General features: G+C 65.8%; 24 protein-coding genes and 2 pseudogenes. 11 read left to right on the top strand and 15 right to left on the bottom strand.

Translation table 11 applies throughout. The annotated features are described in order from the left end of the window. Positions 1–18: 18 nt before the first annotated feature. On the bottom strand, positions 19–660 hold the full coding sequence (locus tag ABZ863_RS29900; RefSeq protein ID WP_358542412.1) for a phosphoadenosine phosphosulfate reductase family protein: 642 nt from the start codon (positions 658–660) through the stop codon (positions 19–21). A gap of 115 nt (positions 661–775) precedes the next feature. Here ABZ863_RS29900 and ABZ863_RS29895 point away from each other — a divergent pair, with 115 nt between their 5' ends. Continuing rightward, positions 776–958, top strand: a complete 183-nt coding sequence (locus ABZ863_RS29895; protein WP_358542410.1) for a hypothetical protein — start codon at positions 776–778, stop codon at positions 956–958. Between the two features lie 48 nt (positions 959–1006). Here the strand turns inward: ABZ863_RS29895 and ABZ863_RS29890 are convergent, their stop codons facing one another. Genes ABZ863_RS29890 through ABZ863_RS29845 form a run of 10 tightly spaced genes read right to left on the bottom strand, consistent with a single transcriptional unit; the run spans position 1007 to position 8492 of the window. Further along, positions 1007–1438 (bottom strand): nuclear transport factor 2 family protein, encoded by a 432-nt coding sequence (locus tag ABZ863_RS29890; RefSeq protein WP_358542408.1) that lies wholly within the window; start codon positions 1436–1438, stop codon positions 1007–1009. A 12-nt stretch (positions 1439–1450) separates the two neighbouring features. After that, positions 1451–2452: an NAD(P)H-quinone oxidoreductase gene (locus ABZ863_RS29885; protein ID WP_358542406.1), complete on the bottom strand. Its 1002-nt coding sequence runs from the start codon at positions 2450–2452 to the stop codon at positions 1451–1453. Between the two features lie 11 nt (positions 2453–2463). Then, on the bottom strand, positions 2464–3162 hold the full coding sequence (locus ABZ863_RS29880; RefSeq protein WP_358542403.1) for an SDR family oxidoreductase: 699 nt from the start codon (positions 3160–3162) through the stop codon (positions 2464–2466). Beyond that, positions 3159–4514, bottom strand: a complete 1356-nt coding sequence (locus ABZ863_RS29875) for an MFS transporter (protein ID WP_358542401.1) — start codon at positions 4512–4514, stop codon at positions 3159–3161. Before ABZ863_RS29875 ends, ABZ863_RS29880 begins: the two co-directional genes overlap by 4 nt. Before the next feature lie 19 nt (positions 4515–4533). Continuing rightward, a complete protein-coding gene (locus ABZ863_RS29870) occupies positions 4534–5628 on the bottom strand; it encodes an alpha-hydroxy acid oxidase (RefSeq protein ID WP_358542399.1) in 1095 nt (364 codons plus the stop codon). 6 nt (positions 5629–5634) lie between these two features. Next, positions 5635–6174, bottom strand: coding sequence for a VOC family protein (locus ABZ863_RS29865; RefSeq protein ID WP_358542396.1), 540 nt, complete (start codon positions 6172–6174; stop codon positions 5635–5637). Continuing rightward, complete coding sequence (locus ABZ863_RS29860) at positions 6171–6512, bottom strand: Dabb family protein (RefSeq protein WP_358542393.1); 342 nt, start codon at positions 6510–6512, stop codon at positions 6171–6173. The genes ABZ863_RS29865 and ABZ863_RS29860 overlap by 4 nt, the downstream gene beginning before the upstream one ends. Next, the gene (locus tag ABZ863_RS29855; protein WP_358542390.1) at positions 6509–6790 is read right to left on the bottom strand and encodes a hypothetical protein; all 282 of its coding nucleotides are present in this window, start codon (positions 6788–6790) and stop codon (positions 6509–6511) included. Before ABZ863_RS29855 ends, ABZ863_RS29860 begins: the two co-directional genes overlap by 4 nt. Next, positions 6787–7614 carry a hypothetical protein gene (locus ABZ863_RS29850; protein WP_358542388.1) on the bottom strand — a complete coding sequence of 276 codons (828 nt, stop codon included), beginning with the start codon at positions 7612–7614 and terminating at the stop codon, positions 6787–6789. Before ABZ863_RS29850 ends, ABZ863_RS29855 begins: the two co-directional genes overlap by 4 nt. Next, complete coding sequence (locus ABZ863_RS29845) at positions 7614–8492, bottom strand: alpha/beta fold hydrolase (protein WP_358542385.1); 879 nt, start codon at positions 8490–8492, stop codon at positions 7614–7616. Before ABZ863_RS29845 ends, ABZ863_RS29850 begins: the two co-directional genes overlap by 1 nt. A gap of 198 nt (positions 8493–8690) precedes the next feature. Here ABZ863_RS29845 and ABZ863_RS29840 point away from each other — a divergent pair, with 198 nt between their 5' ends. Then, positions 8691–9410: an FCD domain-containing protein gene (locus tag ABZ863_RS29840; RefSeq protein WP_358542382.1), complete on the top strand. Its 720-nt coding sequence runs from the start codon at positions 8691–8693 to the stop codon at positions 9408–9410. A gap of 56 nt (positions 9411–9466) precedes the next feature. On the opposite strand, the gene ABZ863_RS29835 is transcribed toward ABZ863_RS29840, so the two are convergent. Beyond that, positions 9467–9898 (bottom strand): lipocalin-like domain-containing protein, encoded by a 432-nt coding sequence (locus tag ABZ863_RS29835; RefSeq protein WP_358542379.1) that lies wholly within the window; start codon positions 9896–9898, stop codon positions 9467–9469. A gap of 299 nt (positions 9899–10197) precedes the next feature. Here ABZ863_RS29835 and ABZ863_RS29830 point away from each other — a divergent pair, with 299 nt between their 5' ends. From ABZ863_RS29830 to ABZ863_RS29795, 8 genes and pseudogenes are all read left to right on the top strand, one after another. Next, complete coding sequence (locus ABZ863_RS29830) at positions 10198–11520, top strand: MFS transporter (RefSeq protein WP_358542376.1); 1323 nt, start codon at positions 10198–10200, stop codon at positions 11518–11520. 24 nt (positions 11521–11544) lie between these two features. Beyond that, complete coding sequence (locus ABZ863_RS29825; RefSeq protein WP_358542374.1) at positions 11545–12063, top strand: VOC family protein; 519 nt, start codon at positions 11545–11547, stop codon at positions 12061–12063. A gap of 449 nt (positions 12064–12512) precedes the next feature. Next, the gene (locus tag ABZ863_RS29820) at positions 12513–14336 is read left to right on the top strand and encodes a DUF3375 domain-containing protein (protein ID WP_358542371.1); all 1824 of its coding nucleotides are present in this window, start codon (positions 12513–12515) and stop codon (positions 14334–14336) included. A 10-nt stretch (positions 14337–14346) separates the two neighbouring features. Then, positions 14347–14952: a DUF4194 domain-containing protein gene (locus tag ABZ863_RS29815; RefSeq protein WP_358542369.1), complete on the top strand. Its 606-nt coding sequence runs from the start codon at positions 14347–14349 to the stop codon at positions 14950–14952. After that, positions 14952–15137: pseudogene (locus tag ABZ863_RS29810) on the top strand (ATP-binding protein); the annotation flags it as partial. The gene ABZ863_RS29815 and the pseudogene ABZ863_RS29810, both read left to right, overlap by 1 nt. A gap of 342 nt (positions 15138–15479) precedes the next feature. After that, the gene (locus ABZ863_RS29805; protein WP_358542491.1) at positions 15480–18341 is read left to right on the top strand and encodes an SbcC/MukB-like Walker B domain-containing protein; all 2862 of its coding nucleotides are present in this window, start codon (positions 15480–15482) and stop codon (positions 18339–18341) included. Between the two features lies 1 nt (position 18342). After that, a complete protein-coding gene (locus ABZ863_RS29800; RefSeq protein WP_358542367.1) occupies positions 18343–19506 on the top strand; it encodes a Wadjet anti-phage system protein JetD domain-containing protein in 1164 nt (387 codons plus the stop codon). 182 nt (positions 19507–19688) lie between these two features. Continuing rightward, positions 19689–19941: pseudogene (locus ABZ863_RS29795) on the top strand (cytochrome P450); the annotation flags it as partial. On the opposite strand, the gene ABZ863_RS29790 reads toward ABZ863_RS29795, so the two are convergent. The 3 genes from ABZ863_RS29790 to ABZ863_RS29780 all read right to left on the bottom strand — a co-directional run bounded on the left by ABZ863_RS29790 (position 19919) and on the right by ABZ863_RS29780 (position 24678). Continuing rightward, positions 19919–22648, bottom strand: a complete 2730-nt coding sequence (locus ABZ863_RS29790) for a cation-transporting P-type ATPase (protein ID WP_358542364.1) — start codon at positions 22646–22648, stop codon at positions 19919–19921. The pseudogene ABZ863_RS29795 and the gene ABZ863_RS29790 sit on opposite strands and share 23 nt — an antisense overlap. A gap of 37 nt (positions 22649–22685) precedes the next feature. Further along, the gene (locus ABZ863_RS29785) at positions 22686–23663 is read right to left on the bottom strand and encodes a polyphosphate kinase 2 family protein (RefSeq protein ID WP_358542362.1); all 978 of its coding nucleotides are present in this window, start codon (positions 23661–23663) and stop codon (positions 22686–22688) included. Between the two features lie 160 nt (positions 23664–23823). After that, a complete protein-coding gene (locus ABZ863_RS29780) occupies positions 23824–24678 on the bottom strand; it encodes a TIGR03564 family F420-dependent LLM class oxidoreductase (RefSeq protein ID WP_358542359.1) in 855 nt (284 codons plus the stop codon). Positions 24679–24762: 84 nt separating this feature from the next. Here ABZ863_RS29780 and ABZ863_RS29775 point away from each other — a divergent pair, with 84 nt between their 5' ends. After that, complete coding sequence (locus ABZ863_RS29775; protein ID WP_358542357.1) at positions 24763–25290, top strand: helix-turn-helix domain-containing protein; 528 nt, start codon at positions 24763–24765, stop codon at positions 25288–25290. Positions 25291–25442: the final 152 nt, after the last annotated feature.

The raw sequence follows: 25442 nt of genomic DNA, 5'->3' as shown, positions 1-25442 counted from the left end.
ACGCTCTAGCAGAGACGATCACCGGAGGTGTTCAAAACCGAAGTCGTCAACCGGAACGGCCCGTTCAAGACCCCCACCGAGGTCGAATACGCCCTCACAAAGCCGGTCCCCTACCCGTGACGGGTCATAGCGAGCGACCAGGGGAACCCGGCCGTCGGCATCACGGATCCGGTGGATCACCGCGGCCAGGACGCTGGCCAGCTCCGGGGTCACCAGCAGCAGTCGTTCCTCGTTGTTCTTCGACGGGAGGGCGTGTCGCGCCGTAGTCCGGTCAACATGTCGGGTCATGCCCTGGTCATAGGCCGGGTGGTAGGGCACCCCGGACGTACGAACTCGTTGCCGTACATGGGTTTCGGTCCAGTCGTGGATCGGAAGCCAGGTGTCGAAAGTGCGTCGGCCGCTGCTAGCGGCCTCATCACGGCTCAGGCGTGCCTTTTTCAGCCGCGCCCGCGACTCCGCGGCGCGCAGGCCCATGCAGTTCAGCAGGCGGGCCGGACGGCCCAGATCGCCGAGCACGGCGACCAGTTGCGTGATGAGTTTCCTTGCAGGGCCTCGCTTCTGATCCGAAGTGCAGTAGCGAGCCGAGGCGGAAGGCCGGCGCCCGCGGCGAACCTGGTCGAGGAGCAGCCCTTGCTCGCGGTGGCGTTGTTCGTAGCGCACCCCGTAGTGCTCCGCGTCTACTACGAGCAAGCCGCGCTCCAGGGCGACGTCGTGGACACCTCCGACTCCGACCCACAGCGCGGCACTCAGGCGTACCTGACCGCACGCACGCGACATGGCCAGCGGCGAGCAACTCCGGGCGGGCCTGGAAGTAGCCGATATCCGAACAGGACAGTCCAGTACCGTCTTCGGCGGCGTGTCGGTCGGCCAGGTTACCGCCGACGGGACCAGCATCGGACTTCAGGTCCTGCTCGGCGGCGACCCGGCGCTCGTGACCTACGCTCGTACCTCGACCTGAGCGGACCTGATCACGGTTCAAAACCGGACGCGAACGCGCCCATCGCTGTCAGCGATCGCCCGCGGTGGCCCGGTATTTCTGCACATCGAGTTTCGGGCGCCTTGCCCGGAACTTCCACTGTCCGTCTTCCTTGACGATCTCGTCGTGGTAGACCGCGCTGGCAGCGACGACCGGTTCCGTTCCGCCGATCTCGATCCGCATGGCGTAGCACGTGCCCTCGACGTGGTCGGCTCGCTCGGTCAGCAGATAGTTGCAGTTCCAGTGCCTGGTGGGCGGTTCCCGGTCGAGGTCGTTGCCCAGCGCCACCAACTTTTCCCTGCCCTGGTAAGTATTTCCGGCGATATGCCCGGTGCTGGGCACGAAAACCCCGTCGCGGGTGTAGCAGGACGCGTACGCTTCGCCGTCGTTGGCGTCAATCGAGTGAGCGTAGCGCGCGTAGAGATCCTGGATCTCGAAGCGGTCTTCGGCAGTCAGCGCCATGAGAGATTCCTTTCAGTACGGTGCTCGGTCGACTGTCAGCACAATCTTTCCCAGGTAGTTCTCCGAAGCCATGTAACGTTGCGCGTCGTTGGCGCGTTCGAGCGGAAAAGTGCGCGCCACCAACGGATCCAGCGAGCCATCGACGATCAGGTCAAGCACGTCTTTGGCGCAACTGGCGACAACGGCGGCGTACTCGTCCATGGTCCGGGTGCGGAAGCTGACGCCCAGTAGTTCGAGTCGCTTCCTGGCAAGGACGTCAAGATCGGCCTCCCCGACATTGCCGGCGAGGCGGCCAACCGAAACCAGACGCCCCTTCACGGCCATCTCCGCCATCAGCTGCGCCAGCCACGGACCACCCACGAGGTCGATGACAACGTCCACACCGGACTCGGTCTCGGCACGGACTCGATCGGTCAGGTCTTCGGTGCGGTAGTTGATCCCGACATCGGCTCCCCGTTCGAGCAGATAAGCGCGCTTGGCCTCGGTGCCGGCAGTCGCCAGGAGAGGTTTGGCGTGCCACGCGCGGGCCAACTGCACGGCGGCGAGGCCGACGCTGGATGTCGCGCCCGTGATCAGCACGCTCTCCCCAGGCGTCATCCGGGCAGTGGTGCGCAAGGCGTTGTGCGCGGTGATGAACGCGACCGGCGTCGCCGCGGCCCGCGGCCAGTTCAGCCGCTCCGGTTTGGGAAGGACAAGCCGGTGGTCGACGGCGACGTACTCGGCATAGCCACCTGAGCACATCGACATCACCTCATCGCCCACGTCGATTCCGGTGACGTCGTCTCCCACTGCCTCGATCACTCCGGCGACCTCGAGCCCTGCGATCGTGACTTCCCCGCGGCGCGCGGTGGCATGCTGCTGGTAAGTGCCGGCTCGCTGGGCGAGATCCGCTCGGTTCACCCCGGCCGCCCGCACGGCGATCACGACCTCGACAGGGCCGGGCACCGGTCGGGGTACCTCATGCGGCTCGAGGGTGTTCCCATCGGCCGTCCGTGCGATGACCATCGCTTTCATCGACACCCTCCTTAGTGGACGCCACCGTTGACGTCCACGGTGGTTCCGGTCATGTAGCTGGACGCGTCTCCGGCGAGGAAGCCAATGACCTCCGCAACCTCACGCGGATCCGCGGCACGCCGGAGCGGGATCCGCGTGCGGCGCTTCGCGATCTCGTCCGGGTCACTGGCGCGCAACATGGGCGTGTCCACATGGCCGGGTGCCACCGCGTTGACTCTGATCCCGTATGGCGCCAGCTCAGGCCCCAGGCTGCGGGTCATTCCGATCACAGCGGCCTTGGACGCGGCATACGCGACGTCAAAGCCGCCCATCCGGGCGGTGACCGAGGCTACGTTCACCACCACCCCGGGGCTGCCTTCGGTGACCAGTGCCCGGACGAACTGCTGGGTCAGCCGGAACGCGGCGGCGAAGTTCACCGCGAACACGTCATCGAGGTAGTCGGCGCCGGTGTCGAGGAACGGCACCGCACCGAACACACCCGCGTTGTTGACAAGCACCCGCGGGGTGCCGCGCTCGGCAAGGATCGAGGTGAACAGCTCCGCCTCCGCGTCAGGCGCGCACAGGTCGAGCCGGTAGGCGGTGTATCGGTCTTCGGGCTCACGCCGACGATCCACGCCGAGCACCTCCCATCCCCGCGCCGCCAGCAGCTGGCAGGTGTGCCGGCCGATCCCGCCACGGCTGCCGGTGACGACGGCGAGACCCTGGTTCATCGGCCCGCGTCCTCAAGCCGGAGCCGCCGGGTGTCAGGCATCCGCAACGCGGCCGCCATGCCGATCACGGCCGTCGTCATCACCAGGAACGCGGGCGAGTAGGTGATCCCGGTCTGTTCCACCAGCAGCGCGCCGATGAAGGGAGCCATCCCGACAAAGGCGACCAGACCTACGTTGTAGCCAATCCCGGCGCCGGTCGCGCGCACCTCGGTGCGGAAGAGTTCGGCCTGGATCGGTCCGAGTGAGCCGTGGAAGAACGCCAGCGGCAACGCGATCATCAAGCCGCCGCCGAGCGCGGCTGGCATCCCGCCGGAGCTGGCGACGAGAAATCCCGGCAAAGCGAGAACCAGGGTTCCCCCGGCGCACAGCAGGAACGCGCTGCGCCGGCCAAACCGGTCACCATAGGCGGCCGCGAGCGGAATGGCGAGAATCAGGAACCCGAGAAGCAGGAACGTAATGGTCTGGGTCTGGCCGGAGCTGAGTTCCGTGGTGTCTTTCAGATAGGTCGGGAAGTAGGTGATCACCATGTAGTGCGCCGTTCCGAGTGCGGTGAGACCGGCGATCAGCAGCATGGGCCGCCAGCCGGAGCGGAACACGTCGCGGATTGGTTGCCGGGCGGACGGCGTTTTCGGTTGCGCCTGCTCATAAACGGGCGACTCCTCGGTGCGGAGCCGGACGTACAGCGCGATCCCGCACAGGGCACCCGCGAGGCAGAACGCCAGGCGCCAGCCCCAGACGTTGTAGGCCTGCTCGCTCAGGCCGGCGTTGACGAGCACGCTGACCAGCGCGCCGAGTAGCACACCGAGCTGAGCGAACACTGTGATGAGCGAGGTCCACCTGCCCCTCCGCTCGGCGGGAGCGTGCTCGGCGATAAGGATCGCGGCGTTCCCGAACTCACCGCCGAAGGAGAGGCCCTGGAACAAGCGAAGCACGACAAGCAGGATGGGTGCCAGCACCCCGATCTGCGCATAGGTCGGAAGCAGGCCAATGGCTATTGTGGACAGTCCCATGAGGATGATCGAACTGGCCAGCGCGTTGCGTCGGCCGATCGTGTCGCCCAGTCGGCCGAAGACGAGACCACCGAGTGGCCGGGCCAGGAACGCGACGCCGAACACGGCAAGCGTCGCGAGAAAACCGCCCGCTCCACTGCCCTCGGGGAAGAACGCGGCCGCGATGGGCGCGACGAAGAAGCCATAAATGCCGAAATCGAACATCTCGATCAAGTGGCCGAACGACGCACCGAACACGGCACGGTTAGCCGGTTTTCCTGAGCCGGGGGTGGCGGAACTCCCCGCCGCCGCGGGTCTTGCGGACGTCGTGCGTGGAGCGACATTGCTCTGCGCGTCGGACATGAGAATCCCACTCCTTGTTCTAGCCAACTGGTTCCGCGGGCGCGGGGTGGACGAGCGCGGGACTGAGCCGCCCGATATCGGGAACCCCGCACAGCCTCATCGCGGCAATGAGTTCTTCGGTGAGCAGCCCGAGCACCCGCGACAGCCCGGCCTGCCCGGCCACGGCAAGCCCCCAGTACTGGGCCCTGCCGATCAGCACCGCTCTGGCGCCCAAGGCCAGTGCCTTGAGTACGTCGAGGCCGTGCCGGATGCCGCCATCGAGGTACACCTCGACCTCTCCCGCCGCCGCGACGATCTCGGGAAGCCGGGCCGCGGTGCCCCGCGTGTCCGGCAAACAGTGCCCGCCGTGGTTGGACACAACGAGGCCGGCGAACCCGAGCTGGGCACACAATCGCGCGTCCTCGGCGGTTTGGATTCCCTTGACCACAATGGGAAGGTCGGTCAGCGAGCGAAGCCATTCGAGATCGCGCCAGGTGAGTGCCGGGTCGACGTTCTCCACCAGCAGGCCACTGTCATTGGCCAGTGCGGGCAGCTCCAGCTCAGCGAACGTGCCCCAGGCACGCTGGCCCTCGGCCGACCGCAGCCGGGCACGTTCCTGGGTCACCACGCCTGGGTTGTCGACGGTCACGACCAGTGCGGCACAACCCGTCCGGACGGCGTGCTCGACAAGTGTCCGCAGCAGACCCCGGTCCCGGAGAAAGTAGAGCTGTGACCACACCGGACCACTGGCGACCGAGTTCACCGCGCCCAGACCATGGCTGGACACCGCGCTGACCACGGTGATCACGCCGTGGGAACCGGCGGCGCGCGCCGAGGCCAGCTCACCGTCGGGATGCACCCTGGCAGCCGCGCCGATCGGCGCGAGCATGACCGGCAAAGCCACGTCGTGCCCCAGTATCCTGGTGGTCACGCGAGTCGTGCTGACGTCGATGAGCACTCTCGGCCTGAGCTGGACCGCGTCGAATGCGGCCCGGTTGGCGGCATCCGTCCGGCCAACCGGATCTCGTTCGGTGCCGAACATGAGCCCGAAGATCCGCGGCGGCAGTATCGTCCGAGCCTGTTCGCGGTACGCGTCGACGGACCTGAGGTCGTCTACTTCGGACCAGAATTCCATGGCTACTCAGTCGCCGGACACGATCTGCTGCGGCATCCCAAGCAGCCGCTGCCGGTCACCCGCCGTTGTTTCGACCAGCAGATGCAGCTCGTCACCGCCGTCATGCAAGACGTAGTCGAGGTCGGTTTCGGAATCGATGACGATGCGGCCACTCATCAGCCGTGGCAGTCCGGCCTCGTCAAGCCGCTTCCGGGTCGCCGTAGCGTCGTCTCCGCGTACCTGGATGTGGTGCAACCCCTCGCCCTGCTCGTCGATGAAGGTCTGGTACGGTCCGGGCCCGGTGGGCTGGATCACCTCGAAATACACACCGCCGACGGAGACGGTGCCGATCCGCATCGAGTAATCCACCGGCTGTCCGTGAAACACCGTGTCGCGGTGGTCAAGCTCGCGGAAATCGTAGACGCGCCAGGGCCCCCAACCGAGTGTCTTGCGGTAGGAGCGAATAGTCGCGTCCAGGTCTCGCACCACGATGGCGACCTGGACCACGGAGATGTCCGACTCGTTGGTGAAGTCACCCGAGGGCGTGGTCGATGCCGGTTCCGTCATGATGTCATCTCCCTGTGGTCAGCAGAAGGATCAGCGCTTGAACGCATCTGCAAGCCTGACGAACGCGCCAGCAACGGGATGATGGCGCGGACGATCTCCTGGTGATCAGGATGTTCGCGGTAGGCCTTGAAAGCCGTTTCGTCCGGAAAGGACGCGGCGACACCGAAATCAACGTTCCCATCGACCAATCCGATATCACGTCCACAGTGGAACGAGAGGATTCCGGGAGCGCGGCGGGCGTAGTTCCGCAGGGACTGTTCGATCTCGTCGATCTGCTGTGCGGTGGCGTTGTCGTTCCAGGTGAACGACACAATGTGTAGCACGCCTTCACCATTCATCGTTCTGACCTCCTATTTTCTGGCTCACGGCGACCAAGTTCCTCCCACCTGTCCACCAGTGAGAACTGGAAGGCGCGGGCGAACTGCACAAGGGAAACAGGATGCACGCCGAGTTCGCTGAGCAGATCGAGTCGACGGTCCACAATAGCTTTCGCCTCGTCGGCGTTCAGCCCGTAATCGTCGGTGAGGTCGTCAATCGTGGCGGCCCGCGCGCGCTGGGCGGCGGCGGGATCGTGTGCCCAGTCCCGCAGCAGCTTCATGACCTGGTAAGTGCTCATCGTGCTTCCCCGGTTCGCACGGCGGCGACGGCGGCGCCGATCCACCATGGTTCAATGGGTTCGTAGAAGAACCGTTCGACCGCACCGTTTGGCAGACAGCCCCGCACCGTGAGCCAGTTGCGGACCTCGTGCCCGCCGCTGCCGAGGTGCCGCTCGATGTCCTCGTCACTGAACCCGGTCAGCCAGTCCACATCGTTGCGGGCGAAGCGATCCAGGAACTCCCGGTCGAACTCTGGGTTGAGTCGGCCATGATCGGGGCCGCCGATCCAGTGGGAAAGCCCACCCGTGCCGATGACCGCCACTCTGGCGTCCACCGCGCTGGCGCGGATCGCCTCGCCGAGCGCCCGCCCGAACGCCAGTGACCGGGCGAGCCGGGGGAAGGGCCTGCTCAGGCAGTTCTGGAAGATCGGGACCACCGGCAGGTCCATGTCCGGTGTGATGAAGTGCAGCGGGCTGAGGAAGGAGTGGTCCAGCCGCATCTGCTCGGACAGGGCCGGTTCGCAGCCCCGGTCGAGCAAACCGTCGATCACGTCGGCGCTTAGCTTGCGATGGCCGGCCAGCTTGTACATGGGCATGTTGTCGGCCCAGCCCTCGTAGCTGTCGGCGCGTCCGACACACCACTGAGGAAAGAGATCGTAGAAGTAGCTGTTGAAGTGGTCGCTGCCGAGCACCACCAGAACATCTACTTTGGACTCCACAAGTTCTTGCCGGACTCGGTGATAGGCGGCGTAACAGGCCTCCCGCAGCTCGTCTGCGACGAGTTCGGGTTGGCCCACCATCAACGACGAATGTGTCAGCGCGTACGCGCCCACGATGTCGGCCATCAGTTCTCCTCCTTTGGATCGCGCTCGGGGTCGCGCGCGGCGGTGGGGTCGGCGCCGCCGAGAAAGTCACTGATCAGGTTCACGAACTCGGCGGCCCACTCGATCTGTGCCCAGTGGCCGCAGCGCGGGAAGACATGCAGGCGCGCCTGAGGTAGCAGGCCGGCCATCGTCCAGCCGACCTCGACCGGGATGATCTTGTCGTCACGGCCATGCACGATCAGCGTCGGTGTCTGCACACCGCGCACCCGGTCCTCGTCCAGCACGAGGTTGTCGCCGGTGTGGCGGGGGTCGTGGAACATGGCCCGGTAGGTCTCCTGCACCCCCGGCGCGGCGCTGGCCTGATATCGTGCGTGCACCAAATCGTCGGTGACGATGGAGGGGTCGAAGGCGAAGTAGTTCGTCATGAGCTCCCGCATGGCCCGTGGCGACGGTTCATAGGCGCGTAAGGCCGCCAAGCCTTCGGTGGGCACCATCCCGATCCCGGGCGCTCCCATCAGCACCATGCGGTTGAGCCGGTCGGGACTGCGCTGTGCGATGTGCAGCGCGACCAAACCGCCCATGGAGTTCCCGACGATCGAGACCCGGGGCAGCTCGAGTGCGTCGAGGAAGCCGAGCGCGTGGTCGACCCACGTCCGCACGCCGTAGCGGATGTCGGCCGGCCGTTCCGTGCTGCCGTAGCCGACGAGTTCGGGTGCGAGCACCCGAAATCGCTTGGCCAGTCCCGGAATCGTGTGCATCCAGTTGGCCCATGCCGAGACACCTGGTCCGGATCCATGCAGCAGGACGACCGGCTCACCGGTTCCGCTGTCCAGGTAGTACGTGTCGATACCGGCAGCCCGAATCCGGTTGCCCACGACGTGATCGCTCGCGATCGTCATTGATCCACCTCCGGCCGGCCCGTGGCCGGCGTCGTCTGGGATGAACGAGAGCGTAGCTATTATCTATGAACAATTCAACGCGTTGGCAGGGCGAAATCTCGAACCCGCTGGCTGGGCAGTCCAATTATGACCAAACGTGATACTATGAACGCACCCAATCGTGGACGGCGAGTCGCGACTGACACCAAGGGAGCGAAGGTGGCGAGGAACAGCTCACGGGCCCAGCAGGTGGCCGATGAGATCGAGACCGAACTCCTGACTTCTCGTGCCCCCGCCGGATCACGAGTCGGGCTCCGCACGGAACTGATCCAGCGCTTCGAGGTCAGTCCTTCTGTCATGAACGAGGCGTTGCGCATCCTGCGTGACCGTGACCTGATCACGGTGAAGCCTGGTGTCAACGGCGGTGTTTTCGTCGCCAGTCACACGCCCCACGTCCGGCTCGCGGGCATGGACCTGTGGTTTCGCGGCGGCAACCAGGATCCACGGCAACTTTTCGAGGCGCGCGCCTACCTGGAGGACGTGTTCGCGCGCGTGGCCCTCAGCAGGGCAACGCCTGAGGATATTCGCGCGATGGAATGGGCGCTCGACGAGATCCGTGGAGCCTCTTCGGACGCGCATAGCTATCTCAACGCGAACATGCGGCTACACGTGGCTATCGCGAGGGCATCTCGGATCGACGCGCTCGTCGGCCTGCACCAGGCCATCACCGCGATCTTGACCGACAGCCTCGTGCGTGCCGAGTACATCGCCGGCCATGACAAGCTCCTGCGGCACAACATCGAGGTGCACGCCAACATGGTCGCGGCGATCCGGGACCAGAACTCGGACGCACTGGAGAAAACGCTGAGCCTGCACCGGCGGGACATGATCCGCGACGATATGCCCGAGGCCTCGCCCCCGGTTGACGACATCGCCTGAACACACCCGCCCGAACCTGACTGGCTGAAACAGGCCCTGCGACGCCGGCACGGCACTCATGCCACCGCCCGGCGCCAGCGCAGCCGGGCGGTACGCGCCTCGGGGGTTCCGTCCTCCAGCCGTGCGAGCAGTTCGAGTTCGCCATCGCGCCACCGGGCGGTCCGGACGAGCTCGGCACCGACCCAGTTCGGGAAGAGGCTCAGGTCGACCTGGTGTCGCACCTGGTCGCCGCACACGGAAAACGTTCCACAGTAAGCCAGAAAACTTTGGTAGGCGGCCACTTTCTCGGCGTCGTCGGCATCCCATTGCCCACCGGTCGCGAATGGGGGCCGGTCGCTTGCCGACACCATGCTCAGCATTCGTCCGTCCGATGTGTACACCAGGACGCCGCGGGGCCGAGCGCCCATCGGGTACACCGTCCGGCCGTCGTCGTAGTCCTGCACCCAGTCCACGATCTCCCAGCTGCCCACGATGTCAGCCGATTCCATGGCAACCTCCCACCTCAAACCGAGCAGCTCGCGACCTTCAGCCGTCGATACTAGTACTAGTTTCGGCCGATCTAACAGTCAGATCGGCAAAAGTTGCGAACTTTCTCTTGTAACGTTCATGAACAATCGCTAGCGTGATGGCGGCCACAACACGACTGACGCCGGGCCGAGTACGCCCGGGCCGGCGTTGGCCGGACCGCGAGTGACCGGGTGGGCTCCAAATCCAACATCAAGTCCCCACGCCAGACCGCAACTCGCTGAATCCACTCTCTGATTCCCCCAGTCAAGGAGAGCAAGCCATGACGGATGCGCAGCGCAGCGTGGCGCCGCCCGCCACCAACGTCGTCTCGCAAGTGGACCCGCCCAACCGGCGCCGAGCGGTTATGGCCGCGACTGTCGGCCATTTCGTGGAGTACTACGACTACACGGTCTACGGCTACTTCGCGGCGATTATCGGCACCCACTTCTTCCCGACCTCAGACCCGGTCGCCTCGGTGATGGCCGCGTTCGCCGCCTTCGCGCTGGCCTTCGCCGCCCGCCCGATCGGCGGCCTGGTGTTCGGGCACTTCGGTGACCGCATCGGCCGGCGCACGGTCCTGTCGGTGTCAATCCTGATGATGGGACTGGGTTCGCTGATCATCGGCGCCCTTCCGTCCTATGCCGCAATCGGGGTCTGGGCGCCGATATTGCTTGTCTTCGCCCGCCTCATGCAGGGTTTCTCCACCGGCGGGGAAAACGCGGGAGCCTCAGCGTTCCTCGTGGAATACGCGCCGGCGAACCGCCGGGGACTCGCCACCAGCTGGCAGCAGTTCGCGTTGATTCTGGCGCTGCTGGCCGGTTCCGGGGTGTCCGCGCTGCTGCGTGCGACCATGCCCGAGGCGGCGTTCAACGACTGGGGATGGCGGCTGCCCTTCCTGCTCGGTGCGCTGCTGGCAGCCGTCGGCCTCTACCTACGGCTGCGGCTGGAGGACACGCCCGCCTTTCAGCGCCTGGCAACCACCTCGGAGGTCGCCCGGGTTCCCATCGTGGAAGCGATCCGGGAACACGGCCGCGCCGTGCTGACGTGCGGCCTTTTCTACATCTCCCCCGGAATCGCCTCATACATCCTGCTGATCTACATGCCCACCTACGCCAGCACCGTCTTCGGACTGCCCGCCTCGCAGGCGCTGCTCAGCAACACCATCGCACTCGCGCTCCTGCTCGCACTCATCCCCGTGCTCGGGGCACTGTCCGACCGCGTTGGCAGGAAACGATTGCTGATCATCTTCAACGCTGGGCTGGTTATCGCCACCTATCCGCTGATCCTGTTGTTCGCCAACGGAACGTTCACCTCTGTCCTGGTCGCCCAGCTGGTTTTCGCCGCGCTGTTCGCGTTCTTCTTCGGACCGGGCACCGCGATGGCGGCGGAGCTCTTTCCCACCCGGGTGCGCTACACCGGGTTCGCCATCGGAAACAACGTCGCCACCGCGCTATTCGGCGGCACCGCGCCATTCATCGCGACGTGGCTGATCGCCGGCACCGGGAACACGACATCACCGGCACTCATGCTTATCGCTGGTGGACTTGTCTCGCTCATTGTTGTCCTGCGGATGCGGGAAACCTCTCGCCTGCCACTCCAGTAAATCCCACCAGCCAAGGAGATTCTCATGCCTGACGATTCGACTCCTGACAGGTCGGCCATGTCCGTCGTGCAGGTCGCCATTGTGGTGCGTGACCTCGAGGCCACGATCCGGGCGTACCGCCGTGCCCTGGGCTGGGGACCATGGCGGGTCTATGACTTCCGCGAGCTGGCGCATCACAGCACAGCGGTTCGTGGAACCCCGGCCACGTACGCGATGCGCACCGCCCTCACCCGCGTCGGCCAGGTCGACTTCGAGATCATCGAACCGCTCGGCCCCAGCCCCTACCAGGAATTCCTGGACAGCAACGGGCAGGGACTGCACCACATCCAGTGCCGGAGCGACGATCCCGCCGGAATGCGTGTGCGACTGGAGGAATCCGGTTTGCCAGCGCTCATGGGCGGACACATCAGGGTCAGCGCTGACGTCGACCTCGAGTACGCCTATCACGACGGCGGCGATGCCCTGCACCTGATACTGGAAACAACCTACGGCGACAGGGAACAGCTGCTGAGTCTGCCGACCACCATCATGTCCGGGGACTGACGACCCCGCCACAGCCGCGGGGAGGGGTCTGTTACAGACCCGGGCTTCGCCCCCGGACCCCGAGCTGCGGTTCAGTGTTCGAATAAGGTCCCCAAGGTCCACCGAGAATTCCATTTTTTTGCGTTCTGACCTGCGGTCTTGTATTCAGAGTAACCCTCTCGCTTACTACATGAGCGAGAGGTGGATCTCAGCCCCATCATCGATCTCGATCGGCTCGCCGGTTTATTGACGCGAAGTTGCACAGAAGCCCAGGCGGGCGCGATGTGCCGGCTTGCGTGACGCGTTGGGCGAACTCGTCGCCGCGGGCGGGGCCATGCTCGCTGCCTTGGCAGCGAGCATGGCTTTGTAACGGTCGCGGGTTCCTGCGTCGATCAGGCGTAGGTGGAGCAAACGGTAGGCGAGCGCGAAGGCAGTCACCATCAGATCGCACGCCAGCACCGCGAAGGCGGGTGGACATCCTGGTCATCGCCGGCAAGCAGGTGGCCGAGTTCGTGCGCGAGCGTGAAGCGCCGCCGGGCGTCCCGCCTCGTCGACTCGTGCCAGGGCATCACAAGCCAGCGATCGACCTTGCTCGACATATATCCTCCCCGGCTGAGGTTCGGACCACGGGCCTGCCATGGTTGTGGATAACCGAGGGCCATGATGTCCCAGTCGACCGTCACGTTGCACAGGTCCGCGATCCGGGCGAGATCGACAGAGGAGAACACGCTCGGGAACACTGGGCACCCGGCGACATTCGCAAGTCGAGGGCAAGATGGCGAAAGATCGACCCGCCAGACCGCATCGAAAGGGACCGGCAATCGCTGATGGATTTCGACGAGCTCGACTCCCTGCGCCGCAACGATCCGGCGTGGCGGCTGCTGCGCGCCGACAACGCGCCGCTGGTGCTCGGGTTCCTCAGGAAGGTCTTCGTCGACGACAATGTCCGGTCGATCTCGGCCACCGCGCTGGTCAGTCGGCTGGACGACGAGCTGTACGCACTCAACGAGAGGCTCGGCGAAGGCACGTTTCCCAAGCCGGCCAAGGCTTACCTGGACGATTGGGCGGCACCGGGGAACGGGTGGTTGCGCAAGTACTACCCGACCGGTTCCGACGAAGTGCATTTCGATGCGACTCCGGCCGTGGAGAAGGCGCTGACCTGGGTCGATTCGCTTCGGGCACGCTCGTTCGTGGGCACCGAATCCCGCCTCAACACGATCTTCGAGCTGCTGCGCCAGATGGCCTACGGAGCGGAGACCGATCCGGACGTCCGGCTGGCCGAGCTGCACCGGCGGCGCACCGAGCTCGACGCCGAGATCAACCGGGTCGCCGGTGGTGACTTCGCCGTGCTCGACGATTCGGCGCAGCGGGATCGCTACCAGCAGTTCGCCGCGACCGCGCGTGAGCTGCTGGCCGACTTCCGCGAGGTCGAAGCCAATTTCCGTGGGCTCGATCGGGCACTTCGCGCGCGCATCGCCGGGTGGGAGGGGAGCAAGGGGCAGCTGCTCGACGAGGTGGTCGGCAACCGCACCACCATCGCCGACTCGGATCAGGGACGCAGCTTCCAGACGTTCTACGACTTTCTCCTTTCGCACGAACGGCAGTCCGAGCTCACCGACCTGCTCGAGAAGGTGCAGTCCCTGGATGCCGTCGGCGAACCCGACCCGCGCATGCGGCACATCCACTATGACTGGCTCGACGCGGCCGAACGCACCCAGGCGACGGTGCGGCTGCTGTCGGAACAGCTGCGGCGGTTCCTCGACGACCAGGTGTGGCTGGAGAACCGCCGCGTGATGGACATCCTGCACAGCATCGAGTCGTCCGCGCTCGAGCTCCGCGAGCACCCCATCCCGGCTCTTACTTGCGAACTCGACGGCACGGCACCGGTTGTCGCGCTGCCGATGGAACGTCCGCTCTACACCCCGAAGGAGAAGGTCCCGCTGGACAGCGCCGGCATCGCCGCGGCCGACGAGGACGTCGACGCGTCCGCCCTCTTCGAACAGGTCTACGTGGATCGTGAGCGGTTGTGCGGCAACGTACGCCGTGAGCTACGCGAACGTACCCAGGTCGGGCTGAGTGAGGTGCTGGAGCGCCGACCGCTCGAACAGGGGATGGCCGAGCTGGTCGGCTATCTCTCCCTCGGCGATCCGGCCTTCCAGGTCGTCTTCGACGAGACGACGCGTGAACAGGTGCGCTGGATCGACGACACCGGGGTGGAGCGGGTGGCGACCATACCGCGGGTGACGTTCACGCGTGCCTTGAGCAGCGACGGTTCTGTCGGTGAGCGCCCCTAGCATGAGCAGCGTGTCCACATCGTTACGCCGAGACGAGCTCGACCTGCCGTTGGTCATCACGCACCTGATGAAGGGGGTGGTCTACGCGGACAGCCAGGAAAAGGCCTGGCGTCACCTGTTGCCGCTGCAGGCCCAGGTGCGTGACTACGTCGGTGTGATGGGCCTGACCGTGGTCGTCGACGAGGCCGAGGGTTATGCCTTCCTGCGGTCGAAGCCCGACGACGAGGCCGACGACGGGAAACTGCCCCGGCTGATCCCGCGGCGTGCCCTGTCCTTTCACGTGAGTCTCGTGCTGGCCCTGCTGCGGAAGAAGCTGGCGGAGTTCGACGCATCCGGTGCTGAGACCCGGCTGATCCTCACCAGGGATCAGCTCGTCGAGATGGTGCGGATGTTCCTGCCCGAGAGCAGCAACGAGGCACGGCTGGTCGACCAGATCGACACCCAGCTCACCAAGATCGTCGAGCTCGGCTTCCTGCGGCGGATCACCGGGCAGGAGGCCGCGTACGAGGTGCGGCGCATCCTCAAGGCGTTCGTCGACGGGCAGTGGCTGGCCGAATTCGACCAGCGGCTCGCCGAGTACACCGCGCAGCTCGGTGGGGGAGAGGACGAGGACTGATGGGCGGCCTGTTCAGCGCGGCCGGTCTCGACATCGAGGCGGCCGAACTCGCCGGTTACCGGCTGGAGCGCCTGGAGGTCTACAACTGGGGCACCTTCGACCAGCGGGTGTGGACATTCCACCCCGAAGGGCGCAACAGCCTGCTGACCGGCGACATCGGCTCCGGGAAGTCCACCATCGTCGACGCGATCACCACATTGCTCCTGCCTGCCCATCGCATCTCCTACAACAAGGCGGCGGGAGCCGAGGCGAAAGAGCGGCACCTCCGCTCGTACGTCCTCGGTTACCACAAGTCCGAACGCAACGAGGCGACCGGTGCGTCTCGGCCGGTCGGGCTTCGAGATCGCCGCTCGTTCTCGGTCGTCCTCGGTTCCTTCACCAACCGTGGTTACGACTCGACGGTGACGCTGGCACAGGTGTTCTGGTTTCGCGACGCGTCCGTCGGTCAGCCGGACCGGTTCTACGGGACAGCGGACCGGGACCTGACGATCGCGGGTGACTTCGCCGACTTCGGCGGGGACGTCGCGATGCTCAAGCGCAGGCTGCGCAAGCAGGATGTTCGCGTCCACGACCACTTTCCCGCTTACAGCAAGGACTTCTGCCGACGGCTCGGCATCGAGTCCGAGCAAGCGATGGAGCTGTTCCACCAGACCGTTTCGATGAAGTCGGTCGGCAACCTGAACGATTTCGTCCGTTCCCACATGCTGGAGCCGTTCGACGCCGCCGACTGGACCAACCGGCTGGTCAACCATTTCGAAGACCTGACCAAGGCACACGAAGCCGTGCTCAAGGCACGAACCCAGCTCACCCTGCTCGAACCGCTGCTCGCCGAATGCGACGCCTACGACGAGCTCGACTCGCGGATCACGACGGCCAAAGCCGCACGCGAAGCCCTGCGATTCTACTGCGCGGATCGCAAAGCGGCGTTGCTGAGCGAACGTCTGACCGCGTTCGCTGGTCAGATCGGTGAGCAGCAGACGAACCTGACGGATGCGAAGGCCGACTTGGAATGGCTGCGCCGAAAGGAGCGCGATCTCGAGATCGAGCGCGCAGGCTGCGGTGGCGACCGCATCAGCCAGCTCGAAGCCGAGATCGCCGTCGAGGAGAAGGAACATGTCCGGCGCAAGGGCCGATCCGACCGCTATCACGAGTTACTGACTTCGGTTGGCTTGCCTGCCGTCGCGAATCCGGCCCAGTTCATCGCGCGGCAGCGTGATGTCGCAGACAAAACGGCGGCTATCGACCAGGAACAGGCCGATCTGGAGAATCAGCTCACGGATATCACGGTGGAACGCCGTGAGTTCGGCACCGAAGCCAAGGAACTGAACGCGGAACTATTGAGCTTGCGGGAGCGGCGCAGCAATATCCCCAAGCGCAGCTTGGACGTGCGGGATGCGCTGTGCGCGGCGTTGGGGGTGGATGTCGCCGAGCTGCCATTCGCCGGCGAACTCATCCAGGTCCGTGTGGACTGCGCCGCCTGGGAAGGCGCCGCCGAACGGCTCCTGCACAGCTTCGGGCTGTCGATGCTGGTCGCGAGCGACCACTACGAAGCTGTTTCCGAGTGGATCAACGAACGGCATCTCGGCATCAAGCTCGTCTACTACCGAGTGCCCGAACGGCTGGGGCAGACGCCGTCCGCGCCGCTTTCGGAGCGGTCTTTGTTCGCCAAGCTGGAAATCAAGGACTCGCCGTTCTCTGCATGGCTGGATCGCGAGCTGGCACACCGCGCCGACTACGAGTGCGTGGACACCATGGTCGAGTTCCGGCGTGCCGCCAAAGCCGTCACCCAAGCCGGACAGATCAAAGGGGCTCGCGGCAGGCACGAGAAGGACGACGCCCGCGGGATCGACGATCGCCGTCACTACGTATTGGGCTGGGACAACCAGGCGAAGATCGACACGCTGCTCGACCAGGCGAACCGGCTTCAGGTCCGGCTGCGCGACCTCGACCGCCGGGCGGCGAAGGTCAAGGCCGATCTGACCGCCAAGCGCGGGCTCGCCACCACGCTTACCCTGCTGGCGGAATTCAGCGGGTTCGCCGACATCGACTGGCAAGCCTCGGTGAACCACATTGCCGCACTCGGCGAAGAGAAGCGCCGCCTGGAGCAGCAATCGGACGAGCTGAAACGACTGACCGCAGAGCTGGCTGTCGTCGGCACGCAGATCGAGGCGGCGGAAAAGGCCAAAGACAAGGCCCAGACGGAACTCGGAAAGCTCAGCGGCCAGCGCGAAGCAGCTGAGAAACAGCTGCGCGACACGAAGACCACGTTGGACGAACCGGCGGCCGAATCCGCAAAGATGTCATTTTCTCTCGTAGGCAAGCGCATCGGATCCCGGAGCCTTGCCACCCCGGAAGACTGTGACACGTGCCGCATCGAAGTGAACGACGAGATCACCACGGAGATCGACCGGCTCACCGGCAGGCAGAACAAGGTTGCGGCTCGTGTGGTCGGAAAGATGGGTGATTTCCGCAAGGCGTACCCACTGGAAACCGAGGAATTCGACAATTCGGTGCAGTCCGCGGGCGAATACCGTTCGTTGCACGACCGGATAGCATCCGACGATCTGCCCCGGTTCGAGTCCGAGTTCAAGACCTACCTCAACACCAACACCATCCGCGACATCGCGGGATTCCACTCCCAGCTGACCAAGCAGGCGGAGCTGATCAAGCAGCGGATCGAAACCATCAACGACTCGCTGGTCGACATCGACTACAACCCCGGCCGGTTCATCCGGCTCGAGCCACATCCCACGGTGAACGTCGAAATCCGCGACTTCCGCAAGGATCTCCGGGACTGCACCAGCGGATCGCTGAGCGGCGACGACTCGAACCAGTACTCCGAACAGAAGTTCCTCCAGGTGAAGGCCCTCGTCGAACGGTTCAGGGGTAGGGAGGGGCAAACCGAACCGGACCGGCTGTGGACCCGCCGGGTCACTGATGTGCGCAACTGGTTCACGTTTTCCGCGTCCGAGCGGTGGCGTGCCGATGACACCGAGCACGAGAACTACACCGACTCTGGCGGCAAATCCGGCGGTCAGAAGGAAAAACTCGCGTACACGATCCTCGCGGCGTCGCTGGCCTATCAGTTCAAGCTCGACTGGGGCACGAGCAAGTCGAAGACTTTCCGGTTCGTGGTGATCGACGAGGCGTTCGGGCGCGGTTCCGACGAGTCGACCCGGTTTGCGCTCGGACTGTTCCGGCGGCTCGGCCTGCAACTGCTGATCGTGACACCGTTGCAGAAGATCCACGTCATCGAACCGTACGTCGCGGCAGTCGGGTTCGTGGACAACAAGACCGGCGACAGCTCGCGGTTGCAGACCCTGACCATCGAGGAATACCAGCAACGCCAGCTCGCCCATGCCCTCGGCACCGCGTCCCGGGGCAGCTGACATGGCACCGACCGGCTGGACCGTACCCGGTGATGTAATAGGCAAGCTGCGACGACGTTGGGACCGCGGCGAGTTCCTGTCCCAGCTCGTCAGGGGAACCCGATGGGAACCAGTGGCGATCGGGTTGCGGGGGCCGACTGCGCAGGACACGTCCGTGCACCTGGATCACGCACGTGCGTGGGTCGAGGAATGGCAGCGCGCCCGACATCTCCGTGTCGAGATGAGAACGGTCGGCGGCCGGGTCGTCGGCACGAACGAGATCCCAGGCCGTGTCTGGATCGACTCCTACGAACAGCTGTGGGCCGTCCTCGGCGTGCAGTCGGAAGTGCGGACCTGCATGGCTTTGCTGGACGCGACCCGGCGCAGGGCCCCGACGATCGCCGACTGGATGTCCGCCAAGCCGATGGAAGTGCTGAGGCACAAGGGTGAATGGGCCAGACTGGTCGACACCGTACTGTGGATCGACGCGTACGCACGTCCCGATATGTATCTCCGGCAGATCGACGTACCCGGTGTCGATACCAAGTTCATCGAGCGACATCGCGCCATTCTGGCGGTGTTGCTGGACTGCCTGCTCGCCGAACACCGAGTTGACCGCACCAGGCCGCCCTCGGATTTCGCGGGCCGGTACCTCTTCCGGAAGAAACCGGCCTACGTTCGGTTCCGGCACTTGTCCGAGGCGCCAGGATTCAGCGAACTCGCCGTCCGGGTGTCCGAACTAGCCGCTATGCCGCCTGCGGTGCGCACCGTGTTCGTTGTGGAGAACGAAATCACCTACCTGGCCTTCCCGCCGGTCGACAACGCAATCGTGATCTTCGGCGAAGGATACGCGGCATCCCGGCTGGAGCCCCTTCACTGGCTGGCCCGCAAAAACCTCGTCTACTGGGGCGATATCGACACACATGGTTTCGCGATCCTGAGCAGGGTGCGCCGCACGTTCGAGGGCGCCCGATCCATGCTCATGGATCGGGCTACGCTTCTCGCGCACGACGGTCAATGGGTCGACGAGCCCAACCCCACGACCGACCACCTCGAGTCACTCCTGCCCGACGAGGCAAGCCTCTACAACGACCTCGTGGAGGGTGTCCTGGGCAGCTCTGTGCGGCTCGAACAAGAACGCATTTCGTACGCCGCAATACAGCAGGCCACCCGTCAGCACCACTGATCGGCGCCGCATCAGCTCGCGCGCCGCACTGGAGTCCTTGTCACCCAGCACCCAGTACAGCTGCGCCTGTCGTGCCCGCATCCGGATGACATCGTCGACGGCACCGATCTCGGTCACGGCCGCGATCGCCTCTTCGTAGTGCTCGCACGCACGGCCGAGCTCGCCGCGCACGGCGATCAGGTCGGCGTTTCGAGAATCCCGACGCGCTGGACGTCCACCGCAAGGCCCGCGGTCACCTGTCCTTCGGCCACGGCGTGCACCAGTGTCTCGGCCAGCAGCTGGCCCGGATCGAAGATGCGCGCCGGTTTCGCGGGACTGCTGCGCTGGTTCCCGGCTCTCGAGCTCGCCATCCCCGCACGCGAGGTGAAGCTCAAGACCGACATGAACATCTACGGCGTCCACGAGCTGCCGGTCACCTGGACGCACCAGGGTTGACAGCTGCCGGCTGTGTTTGCCGGGCCACCAGCTTGCCCAGTTCCCACAGAAGCAGCAGTGCGACGGCCGCGGCGATGGCCCACGAGAACTGCAGCAGGCTCAGGTCGGTGGTGCCCAGTATCCGGTGGAAAGCGTCCATCTGGACGACGAGCACGGCGAGCACGAACTCACCGAGCATCACCCAGTTCATCTGCTTGCTGTCGAAGGTGGCGGTGGTGAATGCGGTGGCGGTCGCACTGCGGCATTCGACTGCCGCCACGATCAGGCACAAGGCGAACGTGGTGAACGCGATCGAGTTGCTGATCTGCGCGTCGTGGAAGCGTGCCTGTGCGAGTACGAGGAGCCCCAGTAGTTCGGCGGCGAGAGCCAGTCCGACCAGGCCCACGGTCACCACCATGGGCCTGGTGAGCACGGACTGGCCGCGTGGCTGGGGTCTGCGTGCCATGAGCCCTGGTGTCTCGCGGTCGAAGCCGAGCGCGAATCCGAACGGGGCGTTGACGACGAAGTGGATCCACAGGACCTGTTGAGGCGTGAACGGTTCGCCCGCGGCGATGTTGAACAGGCTCGCGCCGAGGAAGGCCAGCACGAACACGACCAGTAGGACCAGCACGAAGCGGATGTACTTGGTGAGGTTGTCGTAGATCTTGCGGCCCTGCTCGACGGCGAACACGATGGTCGCGAAGTTGTCGTCGGACAGGATCATCCGGCTCGCGTTCTTCGCCACGTCGGTGCCGCTGCCCATGGCGATCCCGATGTCCGCCGCCTTGATCGCCGGTGCGTCGTTGACCCCGTCACCGGTCATCGCGACGACCTCGCCCTTCTTCTTCAGCGTCTCGGCGAGGAGAACCTTGTGCTCTGGGGTGACGCGACCGAGCATGCCGATGTCGTCGATAGTGGCCAGTCGCTGGGACTCGGGAAGGGCGGCGAACTCCGCGCCCAGGATCGCGTTGCCTGGAATCCCGACCTGCCGGGCGATCGTCGCGCCGGTGGTGACGTCGTCGCCCGTCACCATGCGGACCCGGATGTGGGCGGCCTGCGCGCTGGCCACCGAGGGCTTGGACTCATCGCGCGGCGGATCGACCATCGCCACCAGACTGGTCAGCTGCAGGTCGGTGATCCAGGCGAGCAGGTCGCCCGCGGGGTCGAACGCCGCAGGGTCGAGATCGCGCTGGGCGGCGGCCATTACCCGGTGGCCTTCGCCTCCCATGCGCCGCAGATGTTCCTGCGCCCGCCCGCGCAGCGCGGAGTCCCACGGGATGCTGTCCTTGCCCGACAGCGCTGTGGCCGCGCGGTCCAGCACGGCGGGTGCGGCGCCCTTCACGAAGCACCGCACGACGGGTCGCCCCGCGGCGTCGCGGGCGGAGTGGAAGGTGGCCATCAACTTGTAGGACGGGTCGAAGGGCAGCGTGGCCAGCCGCGGTAACTTCTCGCGGGTCGCCTCGATGTCGATCCCGGCCTTGTGACCCAGCACGAGCAGTGCCCCCTCAGTGGGATCGCCGACGACCTTGCCGTCGATGATCTTGGCGTCGTTCGCGACGAGGTAGGGCAGGATCGCGTTCTCGATGCTGTCGGAGGTCCCGGCCGCGTGCTGCACCTTCCCGTCCAGCCCGTAACCGATTCCCGTGATCGTGTACCGGTCGGTCGGGTCCACCACCTCGACGGCGGTCATCTGGTTCATGGTCAGCGTGCCGGTCTTGTCCGAGTTGATCGCCGAGGTGAACGCGAGTGTCTCCACCGAAGGGAGGTCCTTCACGATCGCGTTCCGCTTGGCGAGGTCGATGCTGCCGAGCGACAGGATCACCTGGCTGACCGTGGGCAGCGCCTCGGGGATGGCGGCGATGGCCAGCGAGACCGCGCTGACGAACAGCACGTCCCACGCGAGGTCGCGGCTGCGGCCCAGCGCGAACATCACGACCATGGTGAGCCCGGCCGCACCCGCGATCCACAGGGTCAGTGTGTTGAGTTGCTGTGTCAGCGGCGACTTCTCCCGCTCCGTGGCCGCCAGCATCCCGGAGATCTTGCCCAGTTCGGTGTTCGCGCCCGTGGCGGTGACGATCGCGGTGGCGCTGCCGTGGGTCACGGGCGAGTTCATGAAGGCCATGTTCGTTTGATCGCCAGGGCCGAAATGGTCCCCGGACAGCGCGGCGGCGTCCTTGGCCGCCGGCACGCTCTCGCCGGTCATCGCGGATTCGTCGATCTGCAGTGCGTTCGCCGCCATGATGCGGCAGTCCGCCGGCACCTGATCCCCGCTGGTGATCAGCACGACGTCGCCGACGACGAGCTGGTCGGCCGGGATCTCCTCTTCGAGCCCGTCCCGCCGGACCCGCGCGGTCGCCTTCATCATGGCCTTGAGCGCGTTCATCGCGCTTTCGGCCTTGCCTTCCTGGCGCAGCCCCACGACCGCGTTCAGCACCGTCAGCAGCAGCAGGAGGATCGCGGTGGTCCACTGCTTGATCACCAGGGAGACCACGGCGGCGGCGAACAGGATGATCTGCATGTAGCTGCGGTACTCGTTGAGGAAACGCCGCCAGGCCGGCGGCGGCTTCTCCTCCGGCAACGCGTTCGGGCCGTTCACGCGAAGCCGTTCGGCCGCGGTCGCCGACGAGAGCCCGAATGCCAGGTCGACGCCGAACGCGGCTGCGACATCCTCAGGAGTTCGCGAGTACCAGTCCCTGCCCGCCGTCAGCCCCTGATCCTGTACGGCCATGCCGGCCTCCGATCGCCGTCAACCGGGATGGTTGGCCCTATTTCTTCGATTTCTTGTTGACTTGGCGGTTCTTCTGGTGCCGACCCGACGCGTAGGGGTCGGATTCAGCGCCCGCCGGCGCCTCGCGTTCGAGCTCCGCTCTGACCGCGCGCAGTTCTTCCAGCCGCTGCTTGCTCACCGTGGGGTACTGGGGATCGATCTCGATCAACGTGTGCGCCAGCACCGCGGCCGCGCAGATGCGCGCGAACCACTTCCGATCCGCCGGCACGACGTACCAGGGTGCCCACTCGGTGCTGGTTTCCGAGAGCATGTCGGAGAACGCCTTCTGGTAGTCGTCCCACCACTTGCGTTCCCGGACGTCGGCCGCGGAGAACTTCCAGTTCCTGTCCGGCACGTCGATCCGTTTGAGGAAGCGGATCCGCTGTTGTTCCTTCGACAGGTTCAGAAACAGCTTCACGATCTTGAACCCGTTGTCGAACAGGTGGCGTTCCCAGTCGTTGATCTCGCGGAAGCGGCGTTGCCAGATGTCGCCTCGCCTTGCCGACTCGGGCAGCTGCTGCCGGTCCAGGTTCTCCGGATGCACCCGGACGACCAGAACCTCCTCGTAGTGCGACCGGTTGAAGATTCCGATCTCGCCACGTGCGGGCAGCCGGCAGGTGTAGCGCCACAGGTAGTTGTGGTCGAGTTCTTCGGCCGAGGGCACCTTGAAGTTACTGACTTGCACGCCCTGCGGGTTGATCCCGCTCATGACGTGCCTGATCGTGCTGTCTTTTCCGCCTGCGTCCAGCGCCTGGAGACAGACCAGGATGCCGTACGTGCTCTGGGCGGCCAGCCGCCGCTGGTAGTCGGCGAGCAGCGAGATACCCGTCTGGAGCAGTTCCTGCCCGTCCTGCTTCCGCAGGAAGCCCGCTTTGTACCTGGGGTCGAAGTCCTTGCTGAGGTCCACTTTCGACCCGGGTTTGACCAGCAGCGGTTGGATCAGCTCCCGGACGCGTCGCGCGCGATCGTCAGCCATCACCGATCAGCCCTTTCGAAGTCCACCACATCTATCGGCCGGGTCCGGTCAGGCACCTCACCCGTCACGGGTGAACTACCGGCTCCAGACGATGCTGTGCTGGGCGATGGGCTTGCGGGACGGCGATCCGGCCGTACTCCGGCGAGTTGCCCGGGGACTCTTACAGGGAGCGGGCCAGTTCCCCGGCCAGTTTCAGTGTCCTGGCCTTCTCGGTGTCGTCGCCGACGAGGCTGACCAGCACGTCGGTCGCGCCCGCGTCCGCGTACGCGCGGACCGCGGCGGCCACCGTGTCCTCGTCCCCGGCGACGATCGTCTCCACAACGTTGCTCTGCCCCTGGCGATCGAGGACCGCCCGGTAACTGGCGAAATCCGACGCGAAGCCGACCACGCCGGCGAGCTCGTCGCGCACGGCGTCCGGCCTGGCGGTCACGCTCAGCACCACCGCCGCCACGACGCGCGGATCCTTCGCCACGGCGTCGATCCTCGGCCGGATGTGGTCGGCGATCGTTGCCGGGGTTGCCCACACCGTGACCGTGCCGTCGGCCAGTTCGCCCGCGATGCGGAGCATTACCGGGCCGAGCGCGGAGAGCAGCACCTGCGGGGACTGCGCGCCCGGCACCTGGACGTGGCCGGTACCCGAGAGTTCGGCGCGCAGCGCGCTCAGGTACTCGCGCGTGTGATGCGCGGGCCGGTCGTAGGACAGGCCGTACACGCCCTCGATGAGCTGCCGGTGGCTCGGTCCGATGCCGAGGGTGAACCGGTTGCCGGTGGCGGCCGCCACCGTGAGCGCCTGCCCGGCCAGGGAGATCGGGTGGCGCGGGTAGGTCTGCACGACGGCAGTTCCCAGCTCGATCCCCGGCACGGCCGCGCCGGCTAGCGCTGCGACGGTGAGCGGGTCCGAGGCCAGGACCTGGTTGAAGAACGCGCTGGCCAGGCCGTGTTCGGCCGCCGCGCGCACCTGTCCGATCTGGGACTGGAGATCACTCTGGTCTCCGATGTGCAGGCCGATCCGCATCGTCGCTCCAATGTGAATTCGATATTCCGCTTCCGCCACGGTAGCATAAGCTGAATGTGAGATTCCGGTTAGTGGGGGGTGCGGATGCGGGCGGACGCGCGGCGCAATCGGTCGGCGATCACGAGTGCCGCGATACGACTGGCCGGCGAGCGGGGCGAGGCCGTGTCGATGGAGGACATCGCGCGGGAGGCGGGGGTTGGCGTCGGCACGCTGTACCGGCACTTCTCGGACCGGCGCGCCCTGTTGGAAGACATCGCGGTCGACGCGCTGCGGGAACTGCTGGAGGCCACGCGCGCGGAAGTCGGCCACACCCCGGCGTGGGAGGCGCTGCTGCGGGTCGTGGACCATTCTGTGGCCTTGCCGCTGGCGCTGACCAAGGCCCTGATCACCGGCGAACCGGACCGCCCCGAACTGCCCGAGTTGGAGGCCGAGGTTCACGCGCTGATCGCAGGGATCGCGGCGGATGCGCAGCGCGAAGGCGATCTGCGCGCTGACGTGCCGCCGACGGAGGTGGTGCGGGTGCTCAACGTGGCGGTCTGCCGCCGCGGCGCCCGTGCCGACGACCACCTGACCCGAGTGGTGCTCGACGGCCTGCGCCCGCCGAAGAACTAGGTTCACCCAAGACGCGCTCTCAGTGATCGCCCCGGGCCGCAACAACCGTCAGCCCTCAGAGCGCGTCTGAGAACCGTCCTCCGTGCGAGCGGTGATCCAGATGGATGCATCGCAAGGCGGAGGAGGGAGCCATGACGGAGTCATGGTGACCG

Origin of the sequence: Saccharomonospora sp. NPDC046836 (assembly GCF_040645195.1) — a bacterium.
Lineage (GTDB): Bacteria > Actinomycetota > Actinomycetes > Mycobacteriales > Pseudonocardiaceae > Prauserella_A.
The sequence above is the reverse complement of the archived record's forward strand: the minus strand, read 5'-3'. Positions and strand labels throughout refer to the sequence as shown.